General features: G+C 55.5%; 17 protein-coding genes. 10 read left to right on the top strand and 7 right to left on the bottom strand.

The window, feature by feature from the left end:
* Positions 1-144 precede the first annotated feature (144 nt).
* From fliF to BLV85_RS09370, 6 genes are all read left to right on the top strand, one after another.
* Positions 145-1,830 carry a flagellar basal-body MS-ring/collar protein FliF gene (gene fliF, locus BLV85_RS09395; RefSeq protein ID WP_090414583.1) on the top strand — a complete coding sequence of 562 codons (1,686 nt, stop codon included), beginning with the start codon at positions 145-147 and terminating at the stop codon, positions 1,828-1,830.
* Positions 1,820-2,815, top strand: coding sequence for a flagellar motor switch protein FliG (gene fliG / locus BLV85_RS09390; protein ID WP_090414581.1), 996 nt, complete (start codon positions 1,820-1,822; stop codon positions 2,813-2,815). The genes fliF and fliG overlap by 11 nt, the downstream gene beginning before the upstream one ends.
* Positions 2,816-2,907: 92 nt before the next feature.
* Entirely contained in the window at positions 2,908-3,642 is a 735-nt protein-coding gene (locus tag BLV85_RS09385; RefSeq protein ID WP_090414579.1) for a flagellar assembly protein FliH, read from the top strand.
* Positions 3,639-5,054, top strand: coding sequence for a flagellar protein export ATPase FliI (gene fliI, locus BLV85_RS09380; RefSeq protein ID WP_090414578.1), 1,416 nt, complete (start codon positions 3,639-3,641; stop codon positions 5,052-5,054). Before BLV85_RS09385 ends, fliI begins: the two co-directional genes overlap by 4 nt.
* A 12-nt stretch (positions 5,055-5,066) precedes the next feature.
* Positions 5,067-5,516 carry a flagellar export protein FliJ gene (gene fliJ / locus BLV85_RS09375; RefSeq protein WP_090414576.1) on the top strand — a complete coding sequence of 150 codons (450 nt, stop codon included), beginning with the start codon at positions 5,067-5,069 and terminating at the stop codon, positions 5,514-5,516.
* A gap of 96 nt (positions 5,517-5,612) precedes the next feature.
* Positions 5,613-6,674, top strand: coding sequence for a flagellar hook-length control protein FliK (locus BLV85_RS09370; RefSeq protein WP_090414574.1), 1,062 nt, complete (start codon positions 5,613-5,615; stop codon positions 6,672-6,674).
* A gap of 281 nt (positions 6,675-6,955) precedes the next feature.
* On the opposite strand, the gene BLV85_RS09365 is transcribed toward BLV85_RS09370, so the two are convergent.
* Positions 6,956-7,624 (bottom strand): hypothetical protein, encoded by a 669-nt coding sequence (locus BLV85_RS09365; RefSeq protein ID WP_090414571.1) that lies wholly within the window; start codon positions 7,622-7,624, stop codon positions 6,956-6,958.
* A 383-nt stretch (positions 7,625-8,007) separates the two neighbouring features.
* On the opposite strand from BLV85_RS09365, the gene argH reads away from it, so the two are divergent.
* From argH to BLV85_RS09350, 3 genes are all read left to right on the top strand, one after another.
* Entirely contained in the window at positions 8,008-9,438 is a 1,431-nt protein-coding gene (gene argH, locus BLV85_RS09360; RefSeq protein WP_090414569.1) for an argininosuccinate lyase, read from the top strand.
* A gap of 73 nt (positions 9,439-9,511) precedes the next feature.
* The gene (locus tag BLV85_RS09355) at positions 9,512-10,420 is read left to right on the top strand and encodes a fructosamine kinase family protein (RefSeq protein ID WP_090414567.1); all 909 of its coding nucleotides are present in this window, start codon (positions 9,512-9,514) and stop codon (positions 10,418-10,420) included.
* A gap of 297 nt (positions 10,421-10,717) precedes the next feature.
* Complete coding sequence (locus BLV85_RS09350) at positions 10,718-12,220, top strand: dynamin family protein (protein WP_090414565.1); 1,503 nt, start codon at positions 10,718-10,720, stop codon at positions 12,218-12,220.
* Positions 12,221-12,904: 684 nt separating this feature from the next.
* Here the strand turns inward: BLV85_RS09350 and BLV85_RS15220 are convergent.
* The 3 genes from BLV85_RS15220 to BLV85_RS09340 form a co-directional block, all read right to left on the bottom strand.
* Complete coding sequence (locus tag BLV85_RS15220; RefSeq protein ID WP_176973998.1) at positions 12,905-13,069, bottom strand: hypothetical protein; 165 nt, start codon at positions 13,067-13,069, stop codon at positions 12,905-12,907.
* Between the two features lie 110 nt (positions 13,070-13,179).
* A complete protein-coding gene (locus BLV85_RS09345; protein WP_176973997.1) occupies positions 13,180-13,527 on the bottom strand; it encodes an Hpt domain-containing protein in 348 nt (115 codons plus the stop codon).
* Positions 13,520-17,059, bottom strand: a complete 3,540-nt coding sequence (locus tag BLV85_RS09340) for an ATP-binding protein (protein ID WP_090414560.1) — start codon at positions 17,057-17,059, stop codon at positions 13,520-13,522. The genes BLV85_RS09345 and BLV85_RS09340 overlap by 8 nt, the downstream gene beginning before the upstream one ends.
* Before the next feature lie 337 nt (positions 17,060-17,396).
* Here BLV85_RS09340 and BLV85_RS09335 point away from each other — a divergent pair, with 337 nt between their 5' ends.
* Entirely contained in the window at positions 17,397-18,227 is an 831-nt protein-coding gene (locus tag BLV85_RS09335) for an HDOD domain-containing protein (RefSeq protein ID WP_245725155.1), read from the top strand.
* A gap of 514 nt (positions 18,228-18,741) precedes the next feature.
* Here BLV85_RS09335 and BLV85_RS09325 read toward each other — a convergent pair.
* From BLV85_RS09325 to cheD, 3 genes are all read right to left on the bottom strand, one after another.
* Positions 18,742-19,464 carry a hypothetical protein gene (locus BLV85_RS09325; protein WP_143032322.1) on the bottom strand — a complete coding sequence of 241 codons (723 nt, stop codon included), beginning with the start codon at positions 19,462-19,464 and terminating at the stop codon, positions 18,742-18,744.
* A gap of 168 nt (positions 19,465-19,632) precedes the next feature.
* Positions 19,633-20,715, bottom strand: coding sequence for a protein-glutamate methylesterase/protein-glutamine glutaminase (locus BLV85_RS09320; RefSeq protein ID WP_090414553.1), 1,083 nt, complete (start codon positions 20,713-20,715; stop codon positions 19,633-19,635).
* Positions 20,708-21,322 carry a chemoreceptor glutamine deamidase CheD gene (gene cheD / locus BLV85_RS09315; protein WP_090414594.1) on the bottom strand — a complete coding sequence of 205 codons (615 nt, stop codon included), beginning with the start codon at positions 21,320-21,322 and terminating at the stop codon, positions 20,708-20,710. Before cheD ends, BLV85_RS09320 begins: the two co-directional genes overlap by 8 nt.
* Positions 21,323-21,420: the final 98 nt, after the last annotated feature.

Here is a 21,420-nt window from a genome sequence, read left to right as displayed (position 1 = left end):
AAATTCGCCTTATTCAAGCGTTTAGTATGCACGAATAGCCTGATAATCCTGATATCCACCCGGCCTTTCCGCGATCGGCATGTGACGGTCCCGGCTGGTCAGCAACATCCTTCGGACAGAATCAGTTAAGCAGGAGAAAGTTTCGTGGCGACGGCCCCCAAAGAAACAGAGGCGAACACTCAGCCGAGCACCCAGCCGGACAGTCCGGATCAGCCGAGCAGTCCGCTCGACAGAATCAGACAATTATCGGCACAACAAAAACTTGGCTTGATGGTGGCCGCGGCCAGCGTCATCGCGCTGTTCGCGGGCACCTGGATCTGGAGCCAGGCACCGGATTACCGCGTGCTATATTCCAATGTCTCCGATCAGGATGGCGGCGCCATCATCGAGGTGCTGCAGCAAATGCATATTCCCTACCAAATCTCGGCTGGTGGTGAAGCGATTCTGATTCCGAGTGATCAGGTGCATGAAGTACGCTTGCGCCTGGCCAGCCAGGGATTGCCCAAAGGTGGCCTGGCCGGTTTTGAAATCCTCGAAAACCAGAAATTTGGCTCCAGCCAGTTTCTGGAACAGGTCAATTATCACCGGGCGCTGGAGGGTGAACTGTCCCGCTCCATCCAATCGCTGTCGGCCGTACAGAGTGCACGGGTGCATCTGGCCATTGCCAAGCCCACCGTGTTTACCCGCGATCGCCAGCCACCCAGCGTCTCGGTATTGCTCAATCTCTATCCGGGGCGGGCGCTCGGTGCCGAACAAGTGGACGCCATTGTCCATCTGGTTTCCAGCAGTATTCCCAATCTTCCGGTCAGGAATGTGACCGTGGTCGATCAACAGGGCAATCTGCTGAGTGGTAAAAAGAACGATGATCCGGACAGCGGACTGGACGCCACCCAGCTCAAATATGTGCGGGATCTCGAACAAAATTTTGCGCGCCGCATCGAGGCCATCCTGACGCCGATCACCGGCGCGCCCAACGTGCATGCGCAAGTCACGGCGGATGTTGATTTCTCCCGGATCGAACGGGCCGAGGAAAGCTACCGGCCGAACAACAGCGCGTCGGAAAACGCTGCCATCCGCAGCCAGCAGAAATCCGAATCGGTCTCGATTTCGCAGCCCGACGGCGGCGTGCCCGGCGCGCTTTCCAACCGTCCGCCTGCCCCGGCGCAAGCGCCTATCGAGCTGAGCGAAGAAGACGGTGAGGCCGCCGATCAGACCATTCCAACCGATACCCGCAAGGAATCGACCACCAATTATGAAGTGGATAAAGCCATTTCCCACACCCGCCAGTCGAGCGGCCGCATCAATCGATTATCGGCGGCGGTCGTGGTCAATTATCGCAGCCGTCTGGATGAAGAAGGGCAGTTGATCAATGAACCGCTGCCAGCCGGCGAAATCGAGAAAATCACTGATCTGGTCAAGCAAGCGATCGGTTTCGATGCGCCCCGCGGCGATACCCTGACGGTGACCAACAGTCAGTTCAGCCTGCAAGCGGATGACATGCTGGAAGAATTGCCGTTCTGGCAGCAACCGGAAACCATTCAGCTGGCCAAGGAAATCGGCAAGCAATTGCTGATCGCCGCTATTTTTCTATACTTCCTGCACAAAATCCTGCAGCCCTTCCTGAAAACATTGCTGCCGCCACCGCCCCCCTCGCAAGTCGCAGTGCTGACCGATGAGGAGGAAGCCGCCCAGCCGGAACTGCTGGCTCTGGCTGCCGCCAAGGAAGAAGCATACGAAGAGAATCTGCAGAAAGCCAAGCTGCTGGCGGCCAAAGAACCGGCCATCGTAGCCAACGTCGTAAAAGGATGGGTATCTGGCAATGGACAATGAAGGCGTACTCAAAAGCGCAATCCTGCTGATGTCTCTGGGAGAAGAGGAAGCCTCCCAGGTTTTCCGCTACCTGGCGCCCAAGGAAGTTCAAAAACTGAGCGAAGCCATGGCCAAGCTGAATGATGTTCGGCGCGACAAGATAGCCGGCGTCCTCGAAGAATTCTTTGAGCTGGCGAGTGAAAAAACGTCGCTTGGCCATGATTCCGCCGATTACTTGCGCAAGGTCCTGACCAAGGCGCTGGGCGAGGACAAGGCGGCCAATCTGCTTGACCGCATCAACCAGGGCGGCGACACGACCGGGATCGAAAGTCTCAAGTGGATGGACGCAGCGGCCACGATGGAATTGATCAGGCATGAACATCCGCAGATCATCGCGACCATTCTGGTGCATCTGGAACGCGATCAATCCAGCGCGATTCTCGCCCTGTTCTCGGAACGGCTGCGCAACGATGTCCTGCTGCGCATCGCCACGCTCGACAGTGTGCAGCCGGCCGCGTTGCGCGAATTGAATGGTGTACTGAGTCAATTACTCTCGGGCAACGACAATATCAAGAAACCGCGCATGGGCGGCATTCGCACCACTGCGGAAATCCTGAATTTCATGCCGACCTCTCTGGAAGAAAGCATCATGGAAAACTTCATGCAATACGATGAGGAAATGGCGCAAAGAATCATGGATGAAATGTTCGTCTTCGACGATCTGATGGATGTCGACGACCCGGATATCCAGCTGCTGCTTAGGGAAATTCAATCCGATACCCTCATCACCGCCCTCAAGGGCGCCAAGGAGGATTTGCGCGCCAAGATCTTCAAGAACATGTCGCAACGGGCTGCCGAGATGCTGCGTGAAGATCTGGAAATGAAGGGCCCCGTGCGCATTTCCGAAGTCGAGGCCGAACAGAAACTCATTCTCAAGACCCTGCGTCAACTCGCCGACGATGGGCGCGTCACGCTCGGCAAAAAGGTTGAGGATGGCTATGTCTGAGAACGGCTGCTGCCGCATCCCAGACATGCCATTTAATTTCACACATGATTTGATACAACGCTTCACCGCCCGCATTCATCGAGGATAGACACATGAACGCAGCCGCCGTCATTCCAAAGAAAACACTCACTGCCTGGGAAAAATGGGAAATAGGCGATCTGGAGTCGCCCGAAAACCGGCAACACCCTGAACCGGCGCAACCAGCTCCTCCGCCATCCCCCCAGGAAACACCGGCAGCGCCCGCAGCCTCGGCAGCGCCTGAAGCACCCGAGGCCGCCAAACCCCAGGCAGACACGCCTGCCTTGCCCACTGCCGAGCAAATCGAACAAATCTATCAGCAGGCCCGGGAGGAAGGCATGCTGGAAGGCTATCAGGCGGGCAAGGCGCAAGCCGTGCAAGAGATCGAGGCGGAAGTTGAGCGACTCCAGACACTGTTGAGCGCTTTCGAACAGGCGCTGCACAAAATGGATGAAACCGTTGCGCAGGATTTGCTGACCTTATCGATCGAACTGGCCAGAAAGATGGTGGGACGGGCGCTGCAAGTCAAACCGGAATACTTGCTGACTATCGTTGAAGAGGCGCTGCAGCAGCTGCCGGCCCAGTCGCGTTCTCTGCACATTGCGCTGCATCCCGATGATGCGGCGCTGGTGCGCGAACATCTCACGCGCCATCTGTCGCATGCGAAATGGCGGATTGTCGAGGATGCGCATGTGGCACCCGGCGGTTGCCGCATGGAATCCGCTGGCTGTGAGGTGGATGCCACCCTGCCCACCCGCTGGCAGCGGGTGCTCGCCCCACTGGGCAAAACACCCGACTGGCTGGTATGACAAACGCTCACGCATCCGACCATACCGCACGCTGGCTCGATTTCATTCAGAGCTGCCGGCACCTGGCTGAAGCGGTCCACCCTCACCTGGTCAGCGGCACGCTGACCCGCGTAGCCGGTCTGGTGATGGAGGCGACCGGGCTCAAGCTGGCGGTAGGCACCAGTTGTACCGTGCTGCTCCAGAATGGTCACCCTGTCATGGCAGAAGTGGTTGGCTTCTCGGGCGAACGATTGTTTCTGATGCCCTCCAGTGATGTCTACGGCCTCGCGCCAGGCGCGAAAGTCATTCCGGCGGAATATATCGGCACGCCTCCCCGCATCGGCGTCAGGCAGCACCCAAGACGGCGCGCGGCCGATCGCGCCAAACATATCCATGTTGGTCCGGCACTGCTCGGCCGGGTGCTGGATGGGACGGGTGAACCGCTCGATTCGCTTGGTCCGCTCCATTGCGAACAGAGTGTGCCGCTTTACAGCCGCCCCTTCAATCCCTTGGAGCGCGCGCCCATCGAGCACACACTCGATGTCGGCGTGCGCGCCATCAACACCCTGCTCAGCGTCGGACGCGGCCAGCGCATGGGCTTGTTTGCCGGCAGCGGGGTCGGCAAAAGCGTTTTGCTCGGCATGATGGCACGCTACACCAGCGCCGATGTCATCGTCGTGGCATTGATCGGCGAACGCGGCCGTGAGGTCAAGGAATTCATCGAAAACATTCTCGGGCCGCAGGGCCTGGCGCGATCGGTGGTGGTCGCCGCGCCGGCCGACACTTCCCCGCTGTTGCGCCTGCAAGGCGCCGCCTATGCCACGGCCATCGCCGAATATTTCCGGGATGAAGGCAAGCATGTGCTGCTGATCATGGATTCACTGACACGCTTCGCCATGGCGCAGCGTGAGATCTCGCTCGCCATCGGCGAACCGCCTGCCACCAAGGGCTATCCACCCTCGGTCTTTGCCCGCTTGCCGCAATTGGTGGAGCGCGCCGGGAACGGCCGGCCTGCCAGCGGCTCGATCACCGCTTTTTATACCATTCTGACCGAGAACGATGATCCCAACGACCCGATCGCCGACAATGCACGCGCGATTCTCGATGGGCACATCGTGCTTTCCCGGCAATTGGCCGATGCCGGCCACTACCCCGCCATCGATATTGAATCCTCCATCAGCCGGGTCATGGCGAATCTGGCCCCGCCCAAGCAAATTGACTGGGCGCAACGATTCAAGGGGCTGTACGCCCGCTATCAGCGCAATCATGACTTGATCAGCGTCGGCGCATATGTCGCTGGCAGCGACCCGCAGCTGGACCAAGCCATCAAACTGTATCCCGCACTCGAATCATTCCTGCGGCAAGGTATGTTCGAACAGGAAAGCCACGCGGACAGCATGCAAAAATTTTATGCCCTCCCACTGACGACTTAGGATGCTTGCATTATGGCCACTCTTCATTCACTCAAGCGACTGCTCGAACATGCCCAACAGCAGCTGGATGATTCCGCAACCAAGCTGGCCAGGCTGAATCTCAAACAGCAGGAATCGGAAAAAACCCTGAAGCTGCTGGTCGATTACCGCCGCAGCTATCAGAACCGGATCATGGCATCGGCGGAGGACGGCATCGACCCGGTCGAATGGCGCAATTATCAGGCGTTCATCGGCAAACTCGATACCGCCATAGGTGAACAGCAAAAAGTGGTTGCGCGCTCACTGCAACATACCGCAGCCGGCCACGCCGAGTTTCATGCCCATCGCCGCCGCTTGAAATCCTATGGCACGCTTGCCCAACGCCATCAACTTGATCATGCGGCACAACTCTCCAAGCAGGAACAGCGCCAGCAGGACGAGCACACCACCAATGGAATCAGCCACCGTTCGCGGTCACGCTGAACGCCCTGACAATCATCCGACCATGGATCAGTATTTTTTTATTCATGGCATGAAAATTGCTTGTTTTAAAGCAAATAGAATACTCTAAGGATAGCCATGCTCAATTTACCCACTCTTCCGAATCTGCCGACCCTGCCAGGCGAATCGCCGAACGCACCCACGCTCACCCCCCTGGCTGCGGCCGATCCATTGTCCGGCCAGCAATTTGACAGTGTGCTGACTAGAACATTGGTCGAAAGCTTGCTGCGGGGAGATGATCCGGAGACGGCCGATCCCATTGCCATGATGGAAGCACCGATTGCGGCAGAGATTGCAGACATGGCATCCCTCACACAGGAAGCGCTGGCCGAACCTGCGTTTGCAGCGCTGCCGGCGCTGTTAATCCGCACAATCACCGGAACCGAACAGGCCGGGCCGGACAAAACCGACGCACCTGTTACGCCCTCCCTAACCGACAACCTATCGTCGCTGGCTGCGCTACCCCAGAAACTTGCTCAGCCGCCGGTATTGACCCATGTCGGGCAAGCAACCGGACAGGCAGAGAGCACCAGCTTCACGACTTATGGCAGCCATCCGGATCAAAGCACCACTGCGGCAATTTTTGCCGATAGCGGCAAAATCTTGCCGCCTTCAACCCCACCGGCAGCTGGCATGAGCGGCCCTGTTACACCCTCGCCGTTAGGCACTTCTTCTGCCGCACCCCCAGCAGCCGTCAGCGTTCCAGTCGCCACTGCGTTTGACAGCCCCGCCAGGCCAAATGAATTTGGCCAGAAAATAACCTGGATCGCCACTCAGCGATTGCAATCCGCAGAGTTGAAACTCCATCCAGCCCATCTCGGACCGATTGAAATCATGCTGCAACTGTCGGGTGAACAAGGCGCGCAACAAGTGTCGGCACAGTTTGCCTCACACCATGCCGCAGTCCGCGAAGCGATCGAGGCCAACCTACCCAGATTACGGGAAATGATGGCCGAAAGCGGGATCACGCTGACCGACACCTCGGTCAGCGCGCAGACCTCCCAGCAGCACGCGGACAATGGTCATCACCAGACCCCACCACGCCAGACAACCCCTGATTTTTCCGATGATTCCAGCAGCCAGCCTGCCACGCGCCAGCTCTCGGTCAGGCACGAAGGCATCATCAATACCTTTGCCTGAAAGTCCGCCCCATGGGCCTTACCTAGACAACCACGAATGGACACGAATGATTGAATGGTGATATTCACATGGGTTGAGTTTTGTCATGTGGCGGAGTGAATACGTGATAACCGGCTAAATTACGGTCGAAACGCAATCGAAGTGGCTTTCATTATTAGTGTGTATTCGTGTCCATTCGTGGTTAATTGCTAGAGCCATGAATGGGCGCCGGTGCCGGGCGTACCAAGAAAAAGCCCCCGGGAATTCCGGGGGCTTATACACCATTCATCCGCAGGATAAAATTAATTGTTGTCCAGCAATGGCGGTGGGTTGTAGCTGATGACGACGGTGGCCAGACGTTGGTTAAGGCCCATGACCGGCACAATCAGTATCTTCTTGCCGTCAACATCTGATTTGAGAGTGATTTTGCGTTGATTGAGCACATCTTTAGGATAAACGCTGGCGGCTTCTTCGTCTTCCAGTCTTTTATCCGTGGACACCAGCAACTTGCCCTCCTCGCTGATCAGTACCACCCGCTCCGTATCCTTGGTTTTGACCAGCTCGGTCAAATACTGATCGATTTGATCCAGGTTGTTGCGAATCAACTCACCACGGACAGCCCAGGCCAGCACTTGCCCGAAACGCTCTTCTTCTTTTTTATACTGACTGTCAGCATATTCGCGCGCTTTTTTGGTCAGCACCTTGCGCTCCATGTCGAGCTGCTGGGCCAGCTCAGCCTGCCCTCTTTCCAAGCGCGACTCAGCCTGGTTGACCGCGATCTGCTTCCAGGCAATGACCAGCAGCAATACGCCCAAAAACACCAGAATTGACCACATTGGCAGCTGCTTGTGCTGAATGTCAGCAAGCGGTGCGAATTTATTGCTTAGAATGTTGAATAATGATGCGGGCTTGGTCCATTCGATCTTCTCTTTGGATTGATCGCCCTCGTTCTGCGTGTGTTGATCCGACATACATTGCTCCTTTAATGAGTGACACGAATGAAAGGCGCTAATTATCCACCATTCCTTTTCCAAGTGAAAGCGGGCTGGCCAATATTTAGGGCATAACGGAAAAATGTGTTGCAATTTATACCCATTCCATACTGAAACTTGCCAAGTTACGAGTAAAATAACCGTTTCAACGTAACGCTTCCTCGCATCTCTGTCTGGCGGCAGGCTGTTATCGGGCATGGCGGCGAGCTGCGCAAATGAAACGTTAGTGATGCATTCAGAGACCCCGCCACGATCATCTGAATGCTCTCATAGGCATAACATTTATTGATCTGGTTTTCTTCGGTGGAACCCGCCACGCCCTATCGTCGTGGAGGTGGCGCACATCCCCCAGGAAAACGGAGATGAAATTTTTAAACAGGGAGAGCTACACTGTCGTGGAAAAAGACAATAAAACCTGGTCGGGACGCTTCAACGAACCGGTTTCGGAATTGGTGCAACGTTATACGGCCTCGGTCGGATTCGACCACAAGCTGGCCGAATATGACATTCAGGGATCTTTGGCGCATGCACGCATGCTGGCGGCCACGGGCAACATCTCCGCCGCCGATCTCGCAGCGATCGAGAAAGGCATGGCGCAAATCCGCGATGAAATCGAAAAGGGTGTGTTTGACTGGCAGCTCGAACGGGAGGATGTCCATCTGAATATCGAACAGCGGTTGACCGCGCTGGTGGGAGACGCCGGCAAGAAACTGCATACCGCCCGCTCACGCAACGATCAGGTGGCAACGGATATCCGGCTTTATCTGCGCGCAGCGATCGACGACATCATCGGCCTGATCCGGGCCCTGCAGCACGCCTTGCTGGATCTGGCAGAGCAACACGCCGACACGATCATGCCCGGCTTTACCCATCTGCAGGTCGCCCAGCCGATCGCCTTCGGGCACCACCTGCTGGCCTATCAGGAAATGCTGCAACGGGATACGCAGCGCCTGCAGGATTGCAGAAAGCGCGTCAACCAGCTGCCACTGGGCGCAGCCGCCCTGGCCGGCACAAGTTACCCAATCGACCGCGCAAGCGTGGCGCGCGAGCTGGGGTTTGACGGCATCTGCCGCAATTCACTGGATGCGGTTTCCGATCGTGATTTTGCAATCGAATTCTGTGCCTGCGCGGCACTGCTGATGACACATCTTTCGCGCTTGTCGGAAGAGCTGATCCTATGGATGAGCCCGGCATTCGGTTTCATCCAGCTCGCCGACCGCTTCTGCACCGGTTCCTCCATCATGCCGCAAAAGAAAAATCCGGACGTACCCGAACTGGTGCGCGGCAAAACTGGCCGCATCAATGGCCATTTGGTCGCGCTGCTCACGCTCATGAAATCGCAGCCACTGGCCTATAACAAGGACAATCAGGAAGACAAGGAACCGCTGTTTGACACGGTCGATACCTTGCGGGACACACTGCGCATCTATGCGGACATGCTCACCGGCCTGCACGTCAATCAGGCAGCGATGCGCCAGGCCGCCCTGCGTGGCTACGCCACCGCAACCGATCTGGCCGATTATCTGGTCAAGAAGGGCGTGCCGTTCCGGGATGCGCATGAAATCGTGGCGCAAGCCGTTCGTTTCGCGGAAAACAAGCGGTGCGACCTGAGTGATCTTTCCCTGGCTGAATTGCATCAATTCTCCAACGTGATTGAAACCGATGTGTTCCAGGTGTTGACGCTCGAAGGCTCACTCCAGAGCCGTGATCATCCCGGCGGCACTGCGCCCAGGCAGGTCCGGCTGGCGATCAGTCAGGCGAGAGAAGCGCTTGGATCCAGAGATAACGACTAGTTATGCAAACACATCCCCAAGCCAGCCCGTGCGTCATCGCCTCAGCTCCTGAAATCACCTTGCCAGCCCAAGCATGAAACGGCATTCATTGGATCCCCTCTCCGTCTCACCCTGGCCGGCCATCATGGCGCAGATTTCCGAGCAGACAGGCCGGACGTTTGCCGCGCAGCAGATTACACCGGTTGGCGGAGGGTGCATCAACCGCGCCTACCGCATACAGAGCGCAGACCAGCAGTTTTTCGTCAAGCTCAATCAGGCGCAATACTTGCCCATGTTCGAGGCCGAGGCAGCAGGGCTGGAGGAGATCTGCCATGCCGCAGCACTGCATGCACCGCAACCCTTGGGCAGCGGTTGCGGGGAGGATCATGCCTGGCTGATACTGGAATTTCTCGATCTTCGGGAACAGGGGGATGATGCCGCATTGGGAACCGGTCTGGCCAGGATGCATCGCCATACTTCGGACAAATACGGTTGGGGACGCGACAACACCATCGGCTCGAGCCCACAAATCAACCAACAAACATCAGACTGGATCGCATTCTGGCGCCAGCAGCGTCTCGCCTTCCAATTAAATCTTGCCCAGGCGAACGGCTATGGTGGTCGCTTGCAATCACTGGGCGAACAACTCATCGATGGCTGCCCGCATTTCTTCACGGAACCCGGGCCGCGCCCTTCCCTGCTGCATGGCGATTTGTGGCGCGGCAATTATGCTTTTGACGCCAGTGGGCAACCGGTCATATTTGACCCCGCCATTTATTATGGTGACCGGGAGGCCGATCTGGCCATGACCGAATTATTTGGCGGGTTTTCAAACGATTTCTATGCCGCCTACCGGGAGAGTTGGCCGCTGGAAGCTGGCTATCGCACCCGCAAACAGCTCTACAACCTGTATCATATTCTCAACCACCTGAACCTGTTCGGAGGGCATTATTTACGCCAGGCGGAAGCGATGATGGCACGATTATTGGCCGAAATTCGGTAGACATCGAACAACTCATTTCCGCACAATCAGGCAATACATTTGTGCCGGCAGCCATGCGGTTATGCTCAACGCATCCTGCTCATTGTCAAGCCATTGCCGGCGCAATAGAATTAACCCAAAAAAGTAGTAGAATCAGGCTTATTACTGTCCACAAGTTTTTCAGCACAGGGAGGCCTGCAAACAATCCAGTTTCCGGATCAGGTGAAATGAAAGGAAAGCCGCGTAAGGCCATTACGTGGCTTGCGCACGGAACCGGATTTTGCAAAGTATCCATCAACCAAACAAGGATTTTAAAATATGAGCGCATCTAACATCGTCAAGCACCTCGCCAATCTGGAAAAGCATCTCGCGGAAGAACATCCCGAGAATCCGGTCCTGGCCAGGGCCGTGCACAGCTTCCGGAATCTGGACCGGGTTGCCCAGGATCTTGGACTGCTGGGGCGGGACGAGTCTTACGCCACTTATGTCACCTGGTGGCCGATGATAGCCGTGCTGGGCACGTTCTCATCAGGCAAATCGACCTTTATCAATTCCTATCTGGGCATGCACCTGCAGCGCACCGGCAACCAGGCTGTCGACGACAAATTCACCGTCATTTGCTACAGCCGTCACGATGAGATCAAAACGCTGCCAGGGGTGGCACTGGATGCGGATCCACGCTTTCCGTTCTATCAAATCAGCCACAGCATCGAGGAAATCGCGGAAGCCGGACCACAGCGAATCGATGCCTATATTCAACTCAAGACCTGCCCATCGGAAAAAATCCGTGGCAAGATCCTGATTGATTCACCGGGCTTCGATGCCGACAGGCAGCGCACCTCCACCCTGCGCCTGACGCAGCACATCATCGATTTATCCGACCTGGTGCTGGTTTTCTTCGATGCGCGCCACCCTGAACCCGGGGCGATGCATGACACGCTCGAATATCTGGTCACCTCAACCATCAACCGTCCGGATGCCAACAAATTCCTCTATATCCTGAATCAGATCGATGTCACGGCCAAAGAGGACAATCCCGAGGAAGTCGTTTCCGCCTGGCAACGGTCACTCGCGCAAGCAGGACTGCTTGCCGGACGTTTCTACCGGATCTACGACAAGGATGCAGCCATTCCCATCGATGATCCACAAATACGGGAACGCTTCGAGAAAAAACGGGAGGAAGACCTGTCGGACATCGGTGCGCGCATGCAGCAAATCGAAATCGAGCGTTCCTACCGGATCGCAGCCATGCTTGAGCAAACTGCCGATGCCATCGAACACCAAGTAATCACCAAGCTCGAAAGCCTGCTCGACCGCTGGCGCAGCCGGGTGTTTCTGTTCGACAGCATCTTGTTCGGTCTGCTATTGGTGCTGGCTGGCACAACATTGACGCTGACGGATAGTTGGCATCTGCTGCAACAATGCATCACCAGCATCACCGCAGCAGAGCCTTCTTCCCTGTTTGGAGCTGCCCTATTCGTGGGGTTGGCGGGCTATATTCATCTTTCCATACGCGGCAAGGTGGCGCGCAGCATATTGAGCACGCTGCCGGACGAATATGGGCATGATCATACTGCCTACAGGCAGATCAGCCAGGCGTTCAGCAAAAGCACCGCAGGCTACCGCCCCATGTTTCTGAAGAAACCCGCTGGCTGGAATGGAACCAATCAGCGCATTCTTGCCGAGGTCAAGGAAGATGCGAATGACTTTATCCAGACACTGAACGATCAGTTCACCGACCCTTCCGGTCATCAAGAGGGAACAGAGGCAGCCGCCGAGCAAGCCACTGAAACCGATCAGCCTGCCACCCCGGCAGCTTGATTGGCACACCCTCCCATCCAAAGCTGCGCCACCTGCCATCGCCGGCTTTTGCCGGGACAGGTGGCGCTGTCAGCCCCTATCAGAATACAAGTGCCTAAGGCTGTCCGAGAGAGAATAGCGATCGTAGCGAGGGCGAAGCTGGCTGAGCGGGATTTTCTGATCATTTGAGGCGAATAGTGGTTCTATTCAACGAAAAGGATCGAAAAATCCAGCCTGGCAGGTTCGTCCGCAGTAGATCAGTCTATTCTCGGACAGCCTCCTAGATTTCATCCATAATCAGACCGGTTTGTCACGCCTTTGCCCTATTGCATGACAAAATTCACCCCATGTGGACGTCACCACTCAATCATTCGTGTGTATTCGTGTTAATTTGTGGTTAATTCAAACTAATAGCGGAGCAGGCCGCCCCGTAGGGTGCACTCGTGCACCGGCTTTTGCTGTATGGCGGCTGGCTGCTGTAGGCCGGGTATTTGATGGTGCGCGAGCGCACCCTACGGCCCAAACCACGAATGCACACGAATAAACAGGAGTCGTGAAGGAATAAGTGTGACAATTGGGCGCGTCTGGCGGGATGCAATGCAAGGCGAGAGGAGGAGTCATAGCAAGGCTATGGCGACGACGAGTAACGCCGCAGTGCGCCCGCCAGATGCGATCCAAATGTTACAGTTATTTATGAGCGACTCCTCAGTCTATTCCCGGACAGCCTCCTAGCAAGGCGGCACAGAATGGTCGCTGCCCCAGCCCAACCACCGTCTTGGCGAGGCCCGCAGGGCCGTGGCCATCCAGAACCATCGGCACCCCCGCCATCTCTGCCCGGACAGGTTGCTTGCACAAGTATTTATGGTGCACAAGTGCACCCTACCAGGCTCAACCCATGTGAACGTTACCGCTCAATCATTCGTGTATATTGGTGTGCATTCGTGGTTGCCCCAATAACGGCAATTTGGCACAGGGCTCCTTCAATCGATTCCGAGCCAATGAGCCAACCAGCTCTCGACAGCCGCTAGCTCATGTTCAAATCCCACGAGCAGCTCATGCAGTACGCCGGTTTGGCCATTTCTGCCGGCTTGCTCGATCTGTTCACACCAGGCACCAAGATTCAGTGCACCGACACTGCGCGCCGATGATTTCAGTTTATGCGCAAGTGCGCACGCCCGGTCGCATTGCCCGGTCTTACAAGCCTCATACAAATCATTTTGAATGCTCGCCAGCATGGCATGAAACTCCCGCAGAATCTCGTCGATCACCACCTGATCATCCCCGACCAGTTCCTGCAATAAACTGACATTCACCGCTTGTTTATTCATCTCCATCCTTTTCGCTTGAGGTCTGCCATTTCTGCAACATCTTTTGCAGGACAGCGAGCTGCACGGGTTTGGCAAGATAGTCGTCCATGCCTGCCGCCTTGCAATGGTCAATTTCCCCTTGCAAGACATTGGCAGTCAGTGCAATGATCGGCAGATGGCCGCGGTCTGTGCGCGCCTCTTCCGCACGGATGGCAGCACTCAGGGCGTAGCCATCCATAAGCGGCATATGCACATCGGTCAGTAACAACGCGAAATCGCCTTGCTGCCAGCGCTCGAGTGCTTCCTGTCCATTTTCGGCCATCTCGGCTTCGACACCCAGCAAGGCGAGCTGCCGCATAATCACTTTCTGGTTGATTGCATTATCTTCAGCGACCAACAGCGGTTTATCAAAGTGAAGCGACTGGTTATAGGAAGGCGCTGCCGCCCTTTTGCGCAAGGCTCCGATATCATCCTGCCGTTGCTCGGCTTTGATCACATCGGCAGCAATGGCCACAGTGCGCAACAGGCTGCTCCGTGTCAGCACATTGGCATCGATCAGAAAAATATTTTCTCCTATCTGCCTGGGGATTCGACGCCGGCCACGACTGAGAATGATCATGCGCACGGCTGAATCCGAATCCCGGGTTACCATCTCGCGCAACGCGCCAGGCGCAGCCATGCTGTCTGTATCAGGCCGCCATATCCATACATGATTGGCATCCGCCAAGCGATGCGCCCGAGCCGACTCGATATGCTCGACCTGCTGAACCCGCGCACCGGCATGAGATAAATAACATGCAAGATCGTCGGCCAAGGCAGCATCATCGCTGATTATCAGACAATTCAATTCAGCTAGCGATGGGGAACCGGCATTCTGGATGACAGCAGCTGATGTTCCGGCTTTCTGGACGGTCGGCAAGCGTGCGAAAGGCACCCGGACAATGAATGTGCTGCCTTGATCCGGTTGACTCTGAAGGGTGATCCGCCCGCCCATCATATCGGCCAAGCGCTGACTGATGCTCATGCCCAGTCCGGTACCACCAAAACGCCTGGTAGTGGAAGACTCGCCTTGTTCAAAGGGCTGGAACAAGCGCGCCTGAACAGTTTCGTCCATCCCGATGCCATTATCCACCACGGTAAAATCTATCCATACCCGGTTCTCCTCTTCAGCGGCAAGTGTGACCCGCACAGCCACATGCCCCGGACGCAGCTGTTTGCTGGAAAACTTGATGGCATTGTTGACGAGATTGTAAAGAATCTGACTGACTCGCAGCGCATCGCCTTGCAATTGAGCGGGGATCTTCGGATCAGTGAACAAGGTAAGCTGCACTTTCGCTTGCTCTGCCATATGATCCAGCAAAGCACAGACTTTCTCCGTCACAGCCTCAACCGAAATCGGTTCGAGTGTAAGAGACAACTTACCGACCTCGATCTTGGAAAAATCGAGTATGTCATTGATGATTCCGAGTAGGGCATGTGCGGATTCCCGGATGAGCTCAACCATCTCCACCTGTTCCTCTCGCAAATAGGTTTGCGACAGCACATCCAGCATGCCGATCACACCATTCATGGGGGTGCGAATTTCATGGCTCATCATCGCCAGAAAATTCGATTTCGCCTGATTGGCCGCTTCTGCCTTGTCGCGCGCGATTTCAAGATCGAGCATCATGCGCTTCTGCTCGCGCAGATCGCGCAATGTACCGGAAAAATACTGATTCCCTTCGATGCGGTATTCGCTCAGCGTCAGCTGAATCGGAAAATATTCTCCATTCTGATGCCGGCCCTGTGCCTCGCGCCCCATCCCAAAAAGATAGGGCTTTTCACGCAGGCAGCATCTCGCCGGGCTGCATTCCAACTCTGGTATGATCAGCGAAATATTGGCACCGATCAGCTCCGCCGGGCTGTATCCAAATGTTTTTCTGACGGCAGGATTGACCGAGTGTATCAGGCCGTCGTCATTGAAAGTGATCGCGACATCTTTCAGGTACTCCACCAGCGCATTGGTTTCTGCATTTTGCAGCCGGATTTCAGCTGTCCGCCGCCTGACCAACTGTTGGAGATGCAGTCCATAACCCAATGTATTCAACGCATACCCGCTGGCCAGCAGCATGATCAGCGTACTGAGCAAAAGCAATAGCGTCGAACCTGGGGTCCAGCCCGGTTGCAATGCGTTGAGATCCCACATCGCAAACTGCAGGCCAGAACCGGCGAATCCTTCGTATAACTGATACAAATAATCGGGCGCAACATCGGCGGGTACCTTGTGTGCGATCATCGACGCTGATGGATGCCAGGTCGCGATACCTTCGATGTGGAACGCAATGTTAAAGTGACTGGCTTTATCGATGAAACTGGCAAAAAACTGCTGCATTTCAATTTTAGCCACGGCAAAGCCAAGCAGTGTCTCATCAGACTTCATCTTTCCCTGGAAGCCGTCATCACCGCTATAAACAGGATAAATCATCCACCAGACCGGAGCATGCTGTTCAGTTAGACTGGCCGCCATTGCTTTGAGGCCCGTCTTCTCTGCGCTTAGCAATGTGCTGGCAGGAATATGTGTGGCAAGATTGATGCCATACAGAGAAGCGCCGTCGTGCTCGGGATAAATATGCCGATGAACATATGTGCCTGCCGCTTCACGCGGCGCCCAGGTCAAGACCCTGACCCCGGGTGGCAGTGTAAAAGAATGGTTAAAGGTGGCGAACTCGGAGGCTGTCACCAGCCTGCTGCTTCTGACCAGGCCGCTGATGGCACGCAGCCGGTCCTCGCTGTTATAAATGGTCTTTCTGATCTGGTGAGAAAGTTCGGTGGCATTGTCTTCGAACACCGCTCGTGCATTTTGTGCTTCGCTGCGATTGAATAAATAAATCCCCCCCAATAGCAGGATCGAGATCCCAAACAGCAGCACCACCGCGATAGCGATACGCCGATGCCAACCACCCTGGGCATCGTCACAGAACCGGATCAATATTACCGGGGCCAGCAGCGATACCCCGATCGTATCATGCACATAACCGGTAACCCAGGTTGCAAGCAGATCGGAACCCGGCAAGTCATGCAATTGATATAAAACGATTGTGGTGACCGAAGCTGAAACCAGACAGGCAACCGGCCCCGCCAGAAAGAGAAAGCGCGCGGTCCCGGTCACGCTGACGAAGGGTGTCGCCTGTCTCAGCAGCGGCATCACCAGGCACCTGCCGAACAGCGCCTGCATGATTGTCCCGGCAGAGGTGAACAATGCCGTCAGCAAAACGGTACTGTCCAGCCCACCGCTGAGACTGCCTTCCGAATAATGGAACAGCCCGGTGATGAACGCTGCTATCCAGAGATAGGGAACCAATCGCACCCCCCAAGCCACCAGGGCAACAAACGCCAGGCCAGCGGACAGGCTTTCAAGCAAATTGCAACTATCAGGTATATCGAAGGCCGCGCTTAAAAGTGCGAGCAAGAAGTAAACGGATACGACTATGAATATACCCGCCGGCGACAGAGGCAATGTCTGCTCACCCGATCTGATTGGAGGGATCAGCCTGGTTTCGTCGGTACGTTGCATAGTTCTCTGTCTCGATACGGACGTAACTGCCGCCTGGAATAATTGCTGGCAAACCCGGAGCCGGGAAAAGTGACAAATAGCCTAGCCCCATTCAACCCAGGTTAATTTGATGAATAACCCCTTATAAAGCATGCAATTCTGGCATTAGGCTTGGCCTGGCATCTGCATAATAAGGAAGATTGGGTAGGCAAGCGGCTGTCGTAGCCATGACTACATATATGACTTCTATTTGACAGAATCAGGATACTGCGATGCGAAAAATCGGCAGCTGTTTTTCCCTGCACCGGCGCGTGACGCGTGTCACTCACCAAATTCCAAGTTGGGCTTTTTGGCAAACATGCACGAAAGCCTGATCATGCCAGCCGATCCTGAAAATCTGACTGAATGGGCCCGGTTTCTGAGCAACGCAGAGATTCCGGTGCTGCGCAAAACCATGCGCAGTCTGACGGCACTGCGCGCGCAGGCCGCCACGCCTGGGGTACGCGACGTGGCCGTCATCATCAAGCAGGACCCTTTAATGATGACCGAGCTGCTGCGCTATCTGCAGCAACAGAAGCACCAGCGGCAGGAACATGAAGTGATGCAGGTCGAGCAAGCGTTAATGATGCTGGGCGTGGAGAACGCTCTCGATCACATCGCCACCAAACCACTGGTGGAAACCGTATTGCACGCTCACCCCAGCGCGCTGGTGCAATTGCTGCACCGGGTACACCGGGCGCATGTCGCTTCCAATTATGCCCTCGAATGGGCCATTCATCTCCAGGATATCCACTTTGAGGAAATCCGCACAGCTGCCCTGCTGCATGACATCACGGAACTGTTGCTATGGTGCTTCTCACCAGCCAGAATGCTGGCGCTTGATACCAACCTCCAGGATCCGGCCGCCCACCGGCGCACTGCTCAGGAGCAGGTATTCGGCTTTGCGCTCAATGACCTGCAATCCAGGCTTGTGGCGGAGTGGTCATTACCGGCGCTGCTGATCACATTGATGGATGACGCAAGCTCCGCTCAGCCACGGGTACGCAATGTACGACTTGCGGTGGACCTGGCACGTCATGCGGCACATGGCTGGGACAATGAAAAGTTACACGGCGATCTGACCGCAATCAGCGAACTGCTGCGCACCTCGGTGGATGAAGTCAAGATAATGGTGGGAGCGCCTGGCTGACGCGAGGAAGCTGTTTGGAAATTTCCTTTTCAGGCCCATTTCTTCAACGTCATATTCATTGAAACCACGAATGCACACGAATGGACACGAATAACGAAAACCGCCCCGGCTGTGTTTCACCCGTAATCAGACCGGTTGTCACACCCTTGCCCTGCTGCATGACAAAATTCAACCGATGTAAATATCACCACTCAATCATTCGTGTGCATTCGTGTTAATTCGTGGTTGATTCAAACCAATGGCAGAGCAGGCCGACCCGTAGATACTTATGCACCGGTTTTTTCTGCGTGGTGGCTGGCGGCTGTAGGCCGGATGTTTGGCGGTGCACAAGTGCACCCTACCAGGCTGCGTTTCACCCGCAATCAGACCGGTTGTCATGCCCTTGCCCTGCTGCATGACAAAATCCAACCGATGTGAATATCACCACTCAATCAATTCGTGTGCATTCGTGTTAATTCGTGGTTGATTCAAACCAATGGCAGAGCAGGCCGACCCGATCCAACCCCGCCGCGCGTTATTCGAAGACCAGGCATTCGAGTGTATCGTTGAATACCAACTCCTCGGGAAGATTGTGCATTGCCCAGTCGATCTCATCGGCAATGAACCTCTCATCACACTCGGCCAGGCAGCTGACGAAGCGGTGCTCGAGCATCGCGATCCATTCGCTACGCGCCATTTGCACAGCATATTCATAGCAATTTTCCTCGACCACTGTCTTGCCGCTTTCTTCAATGATCTGGTGGTAATCGAGATAGGTCGGACGATACAAACCCATGAAGGCTTCGCTTGCTGGCCACTCGATCTCTTTCGGCATGGCAAAAGTCAGATAAGTATCGGCCTGCACCAGATCAAACATTTCTGATCCGAACTTATTGTAAATCAGATGGAAGGATTGCTTGAACAGGGCCACATCGGCCGTCACTGGCGCCACCTCCTCCAGTGCGTTTTTTTGGGCGAGCACATTCGGCCTGGCAGCCAGCTCGGGCACCACTCCCAGATCGGGATCGATCAAGCGCAATCCATCCGGCTCCAGTCCCTGTTCCAGCGCTGCTTGCCAGATACGGCCATTGCCCGCGCCGATATCGGCAACCTGCCGGCCATCCATTCGGGCACGCAAATCGTCACCGGCTAGCACCGCTCCCCAGAAAGCATAGTAGTCCTCCGAGGCAAGCCAGCCCCGCTTGGCCCAGGGCAGTTGTTGCTCACCATGATCAATTTGTGATGCTTCCAAACGCATGATTCTGTCCTTTTCTGTTGCAGAGAGAACCATCTTAACTTTCTTTACAACATAGCGCCACTCGCGCACCGGATGGTTCGCAAGCACATCTGAGACAACGATAGCGAGATCCAACTGGCCGCAGCCATCCAGATGCTTCAAACCAGCGCCGAATGCCTGGAGGGATGTCTATACGCGTATCGCCTGCTTACCCATGCCGGACAAAGCCGTCAACACACGTTTTGCCATGTCCTTCAACGGCACGACTTCATCGACCGCGCCCACTGCAATCGCCTCTCTGGGCATGCCGAACACGACACAGCTGGCCTCATCCTGTGCCAGGTTGTAGGCACCGGCCTGACGCATCGCAAGCATGCCTGCTGCGCCATCCTTGCCCATGCCGGTCAGGATCACGCCGACGGCATTCTTGCCGGCATACTGGGCGGCCGAGCGGAACAGCACATCCACCGACGGACGATGGCGATTGACAGGATCGGCCTGACTCAATTCAGTTACATAATTTGCGCCGCTTTTCTTGAGTAAAAGATGTGAGTGGCCGGGTGCGATATAGGCATGACCAGGCAATACACGCTCCCCGCCCTGTGCTTCTGCAACCTGAATTTTACAAAGCCGGTCCAGGCGCTCGGCAAAGGTGCGGGTAAAGGTTTCCGGCATATGCTGGGCGATCAGGATGCCCGGGCAATCCGGCGGCAGGTCGATCATGAAATCCTTGATCGCTTCGGTCCCGCCTGTGGACGCCCCCACGATGATCAGTTTTTCGGTCGACATGCCATGACGCTTGAATACAGCAGGCAAACTCTCGGAAGCGTCACGACTGCGGTTGCTGGCAACTGTATCCGGACGCCGGATTCTGGCTGCACGCGCCACCCGGATCTTGTTCGCTATTTCATCGGCATAGGCTTCCAGGCCATGGCGAATATCCATTTTCGGCTTGGCGACAAAATCCACCGCGCCCAGCTCCAGTGCGCGCAAGGTGGCTTCCGATCCCTGTTCCGTCAAGGTGGATACCATCACCACCGGCATCGGCCGCAACCGCATCAGCTTTTCCAGAAATTCCAGCCCGTCCATTTTCGGCATCTCGATATCCAGTGTCAGCACATCCGGATTCAATGTGCGGATCATTTCACGCGCAGCCACTGGATCGGGTGCCGCCCCGATCACTTCCATGTCCGGCTGGCTGTTAATGATATCCGTCAATAATTTACGAATGAGCGCGGAATCGTCGACGACCAGCACGCTGATTTTATCCATGAACTTCCTCTTTATTGTTAGGAATGACTTCCATTTCCGAGAGCGTCTGCAACAGCCGGTTGTAACGCTGTTCGCGCTGCACGATCGAATCGTTATGCAAGACATACAGCTTTTTCATCAAGACTTTGCCACTTCTAGGAAAAAAATAGATTTTGCGTGGATTGAGACCCACCAGATCCTCAGCCAGAATGCGGATGTCATGCTCAGCAAGATAGGCACGGACAAATTTGGCGTTTTGCGAACCGATTTTGGAAGAAATCATGGCACGTTGCACATTGCCACCACCAAACACTTTCGCCACCAGATTGGCTTTGCGCGCCCCGCTTTTGAGAATTTCCCCGATCAGTGCATCCATTGCGTAATCCCCGAAACGGGCAGAAGGCAGCTGCATGCCGTTATCGTCCTTGCCGGCCGGCAACATAAAATGATTCATGCCCCCGATGCCGCTTTGACTATCGTATACGCAAGCCGAGATGCAAGACCCCAACACAGTTGTCAGCACCATGTCGCGCGTCGTCACGTAATATTCACCCGGCAACAACTTGACTGCATCGAGATTGAAGTTCTGATCGAAATAGAAATTCGTGGCATGCTGAGGGTTAATCATTTTGTAACTATTCAGCGTATTCTTTCTCTCAGTCATTCTGCAACATAAAATCAGGCAGTTTCCCAGCGAAGAGCAGGGAAAGCGCCTCGGAAGCAGAA

This window comes from Nitrosomonas halophila (assembly GCF_900107165.1).
GTDB classification, from domain to species: domain Bacteria; phylum Pseudomonadota; class Gammaproteobacteria; order Burkholderiales; family Nitrosomonadaceae; genus Nitrosomonas; species Nitrosomonas halophila.
The sequence above is the reverse complement of the archived record's forward strand: the minus strand, read 5'-3'. Positions and strand labels throughout refer to the sequence as shown.

Bases quoted from the DNA above. Each gene is read 5' to 3' on its own strand.
- BLV85_RS09370 (WP_090414574.1), top strand. From the start codon at position 5,613: ATGCTCAATTTACCCACTCTTCCGAATCTGCCGACCCTGCCAGGCGAA.
- cheD (WP_090414594.1), bottom strand. From the start codon at position 21,322: ATGATTAACCCTCAGCATGCCACGAATTTCTATTTCGATCAGAACTTC.
- BLV85_RS09325 (WP_143032322.1), bottom strand. From the start codon at position 19,464: ATGCGTTTGGAAGCATCACAAATTGATCATGGTGAGCAACAACTGCCC.
- BLV85_RS09320 (WP_090414553.1), bottom strand. From the start codon at position 20,715: ATGGATAAAATCAGCGTGCTGGTCGTCGACGATTCCGCGCTCATTCGT.
- fliG (WP_090414581.1), top strand. From the start codon at position 1,820: ATGGACAATGAAGGCGTACTCAAAAGCGCAATCCTGCTGATGTCTCTG.
- argH (WP_090414569.1), top strand. From the start codon at position 8,008: ATGAAATTTTTAAACAGGGAGAGCTACACTGTCGTGGAAAAAGACAAT.
- fliI (WP_090414578.1), top strand. From the start codon at position 3,639: ATGACAAACGCTCACGCATCCGACCATACCGCACGCTGGCTCGATTTC.
- fliJ (WP_090414576.1), top strand. From the start codon at position 5,067: ATGGCCACTCTTCATTCACTCAAGCGACTGCTCGAACATGCCCAACAG.
- BLV85_RS09365 (WP_090414571.1), bottom strand. From the start codon at position 7,624: ATGTCGGATCAACACACGCAGAACGAGGGCGATCAATCCAAAGAGAAG.
- BLV85_RS09355 (WP_090414567.1), top strand. From the start codon at position 9,512: ATGAAACGGCATTCATTGGATCCCCTCTCCGTCTCACCCTGGCCGGCC.
- BLV85_RS09345 (WP_176973997.1), bottom strand. From the start codon at position 13,527: ATGAATAAACAAGCGGTGAATGTCAGTTTATTGCAGGAACTGGTCGGG.
- BLV85_RS09340 (WP_090414560.1), bottom strand. From the start codon at position 17,059: ATGCAACGTACCGACGAAACCAGGCTGATCCCTCCAATCAGATCGGGT.
- BLV85_RS09335 (WP_245725155.1), top strand. From the start codon at position 17,397: ATGCACGAAAGCCTGATCATGCCAGCCGATCCTGAAAATCTGACTGAA.
- BLV85_RS09350 (WP_090414565.1), top strand. From the start codon at position 10,718: ATGAGCGCATCTAACATCGTCAAGCACCTCGCCAATCTGGAAAAGCAT.
- BLV85_RS09385 (WP_090414579.1), top strand. From the start codon at position 2,908: ATGAACGCAGCCGCCGTCATTCCAAAGAAAACACTCACTGCCTGGGAA.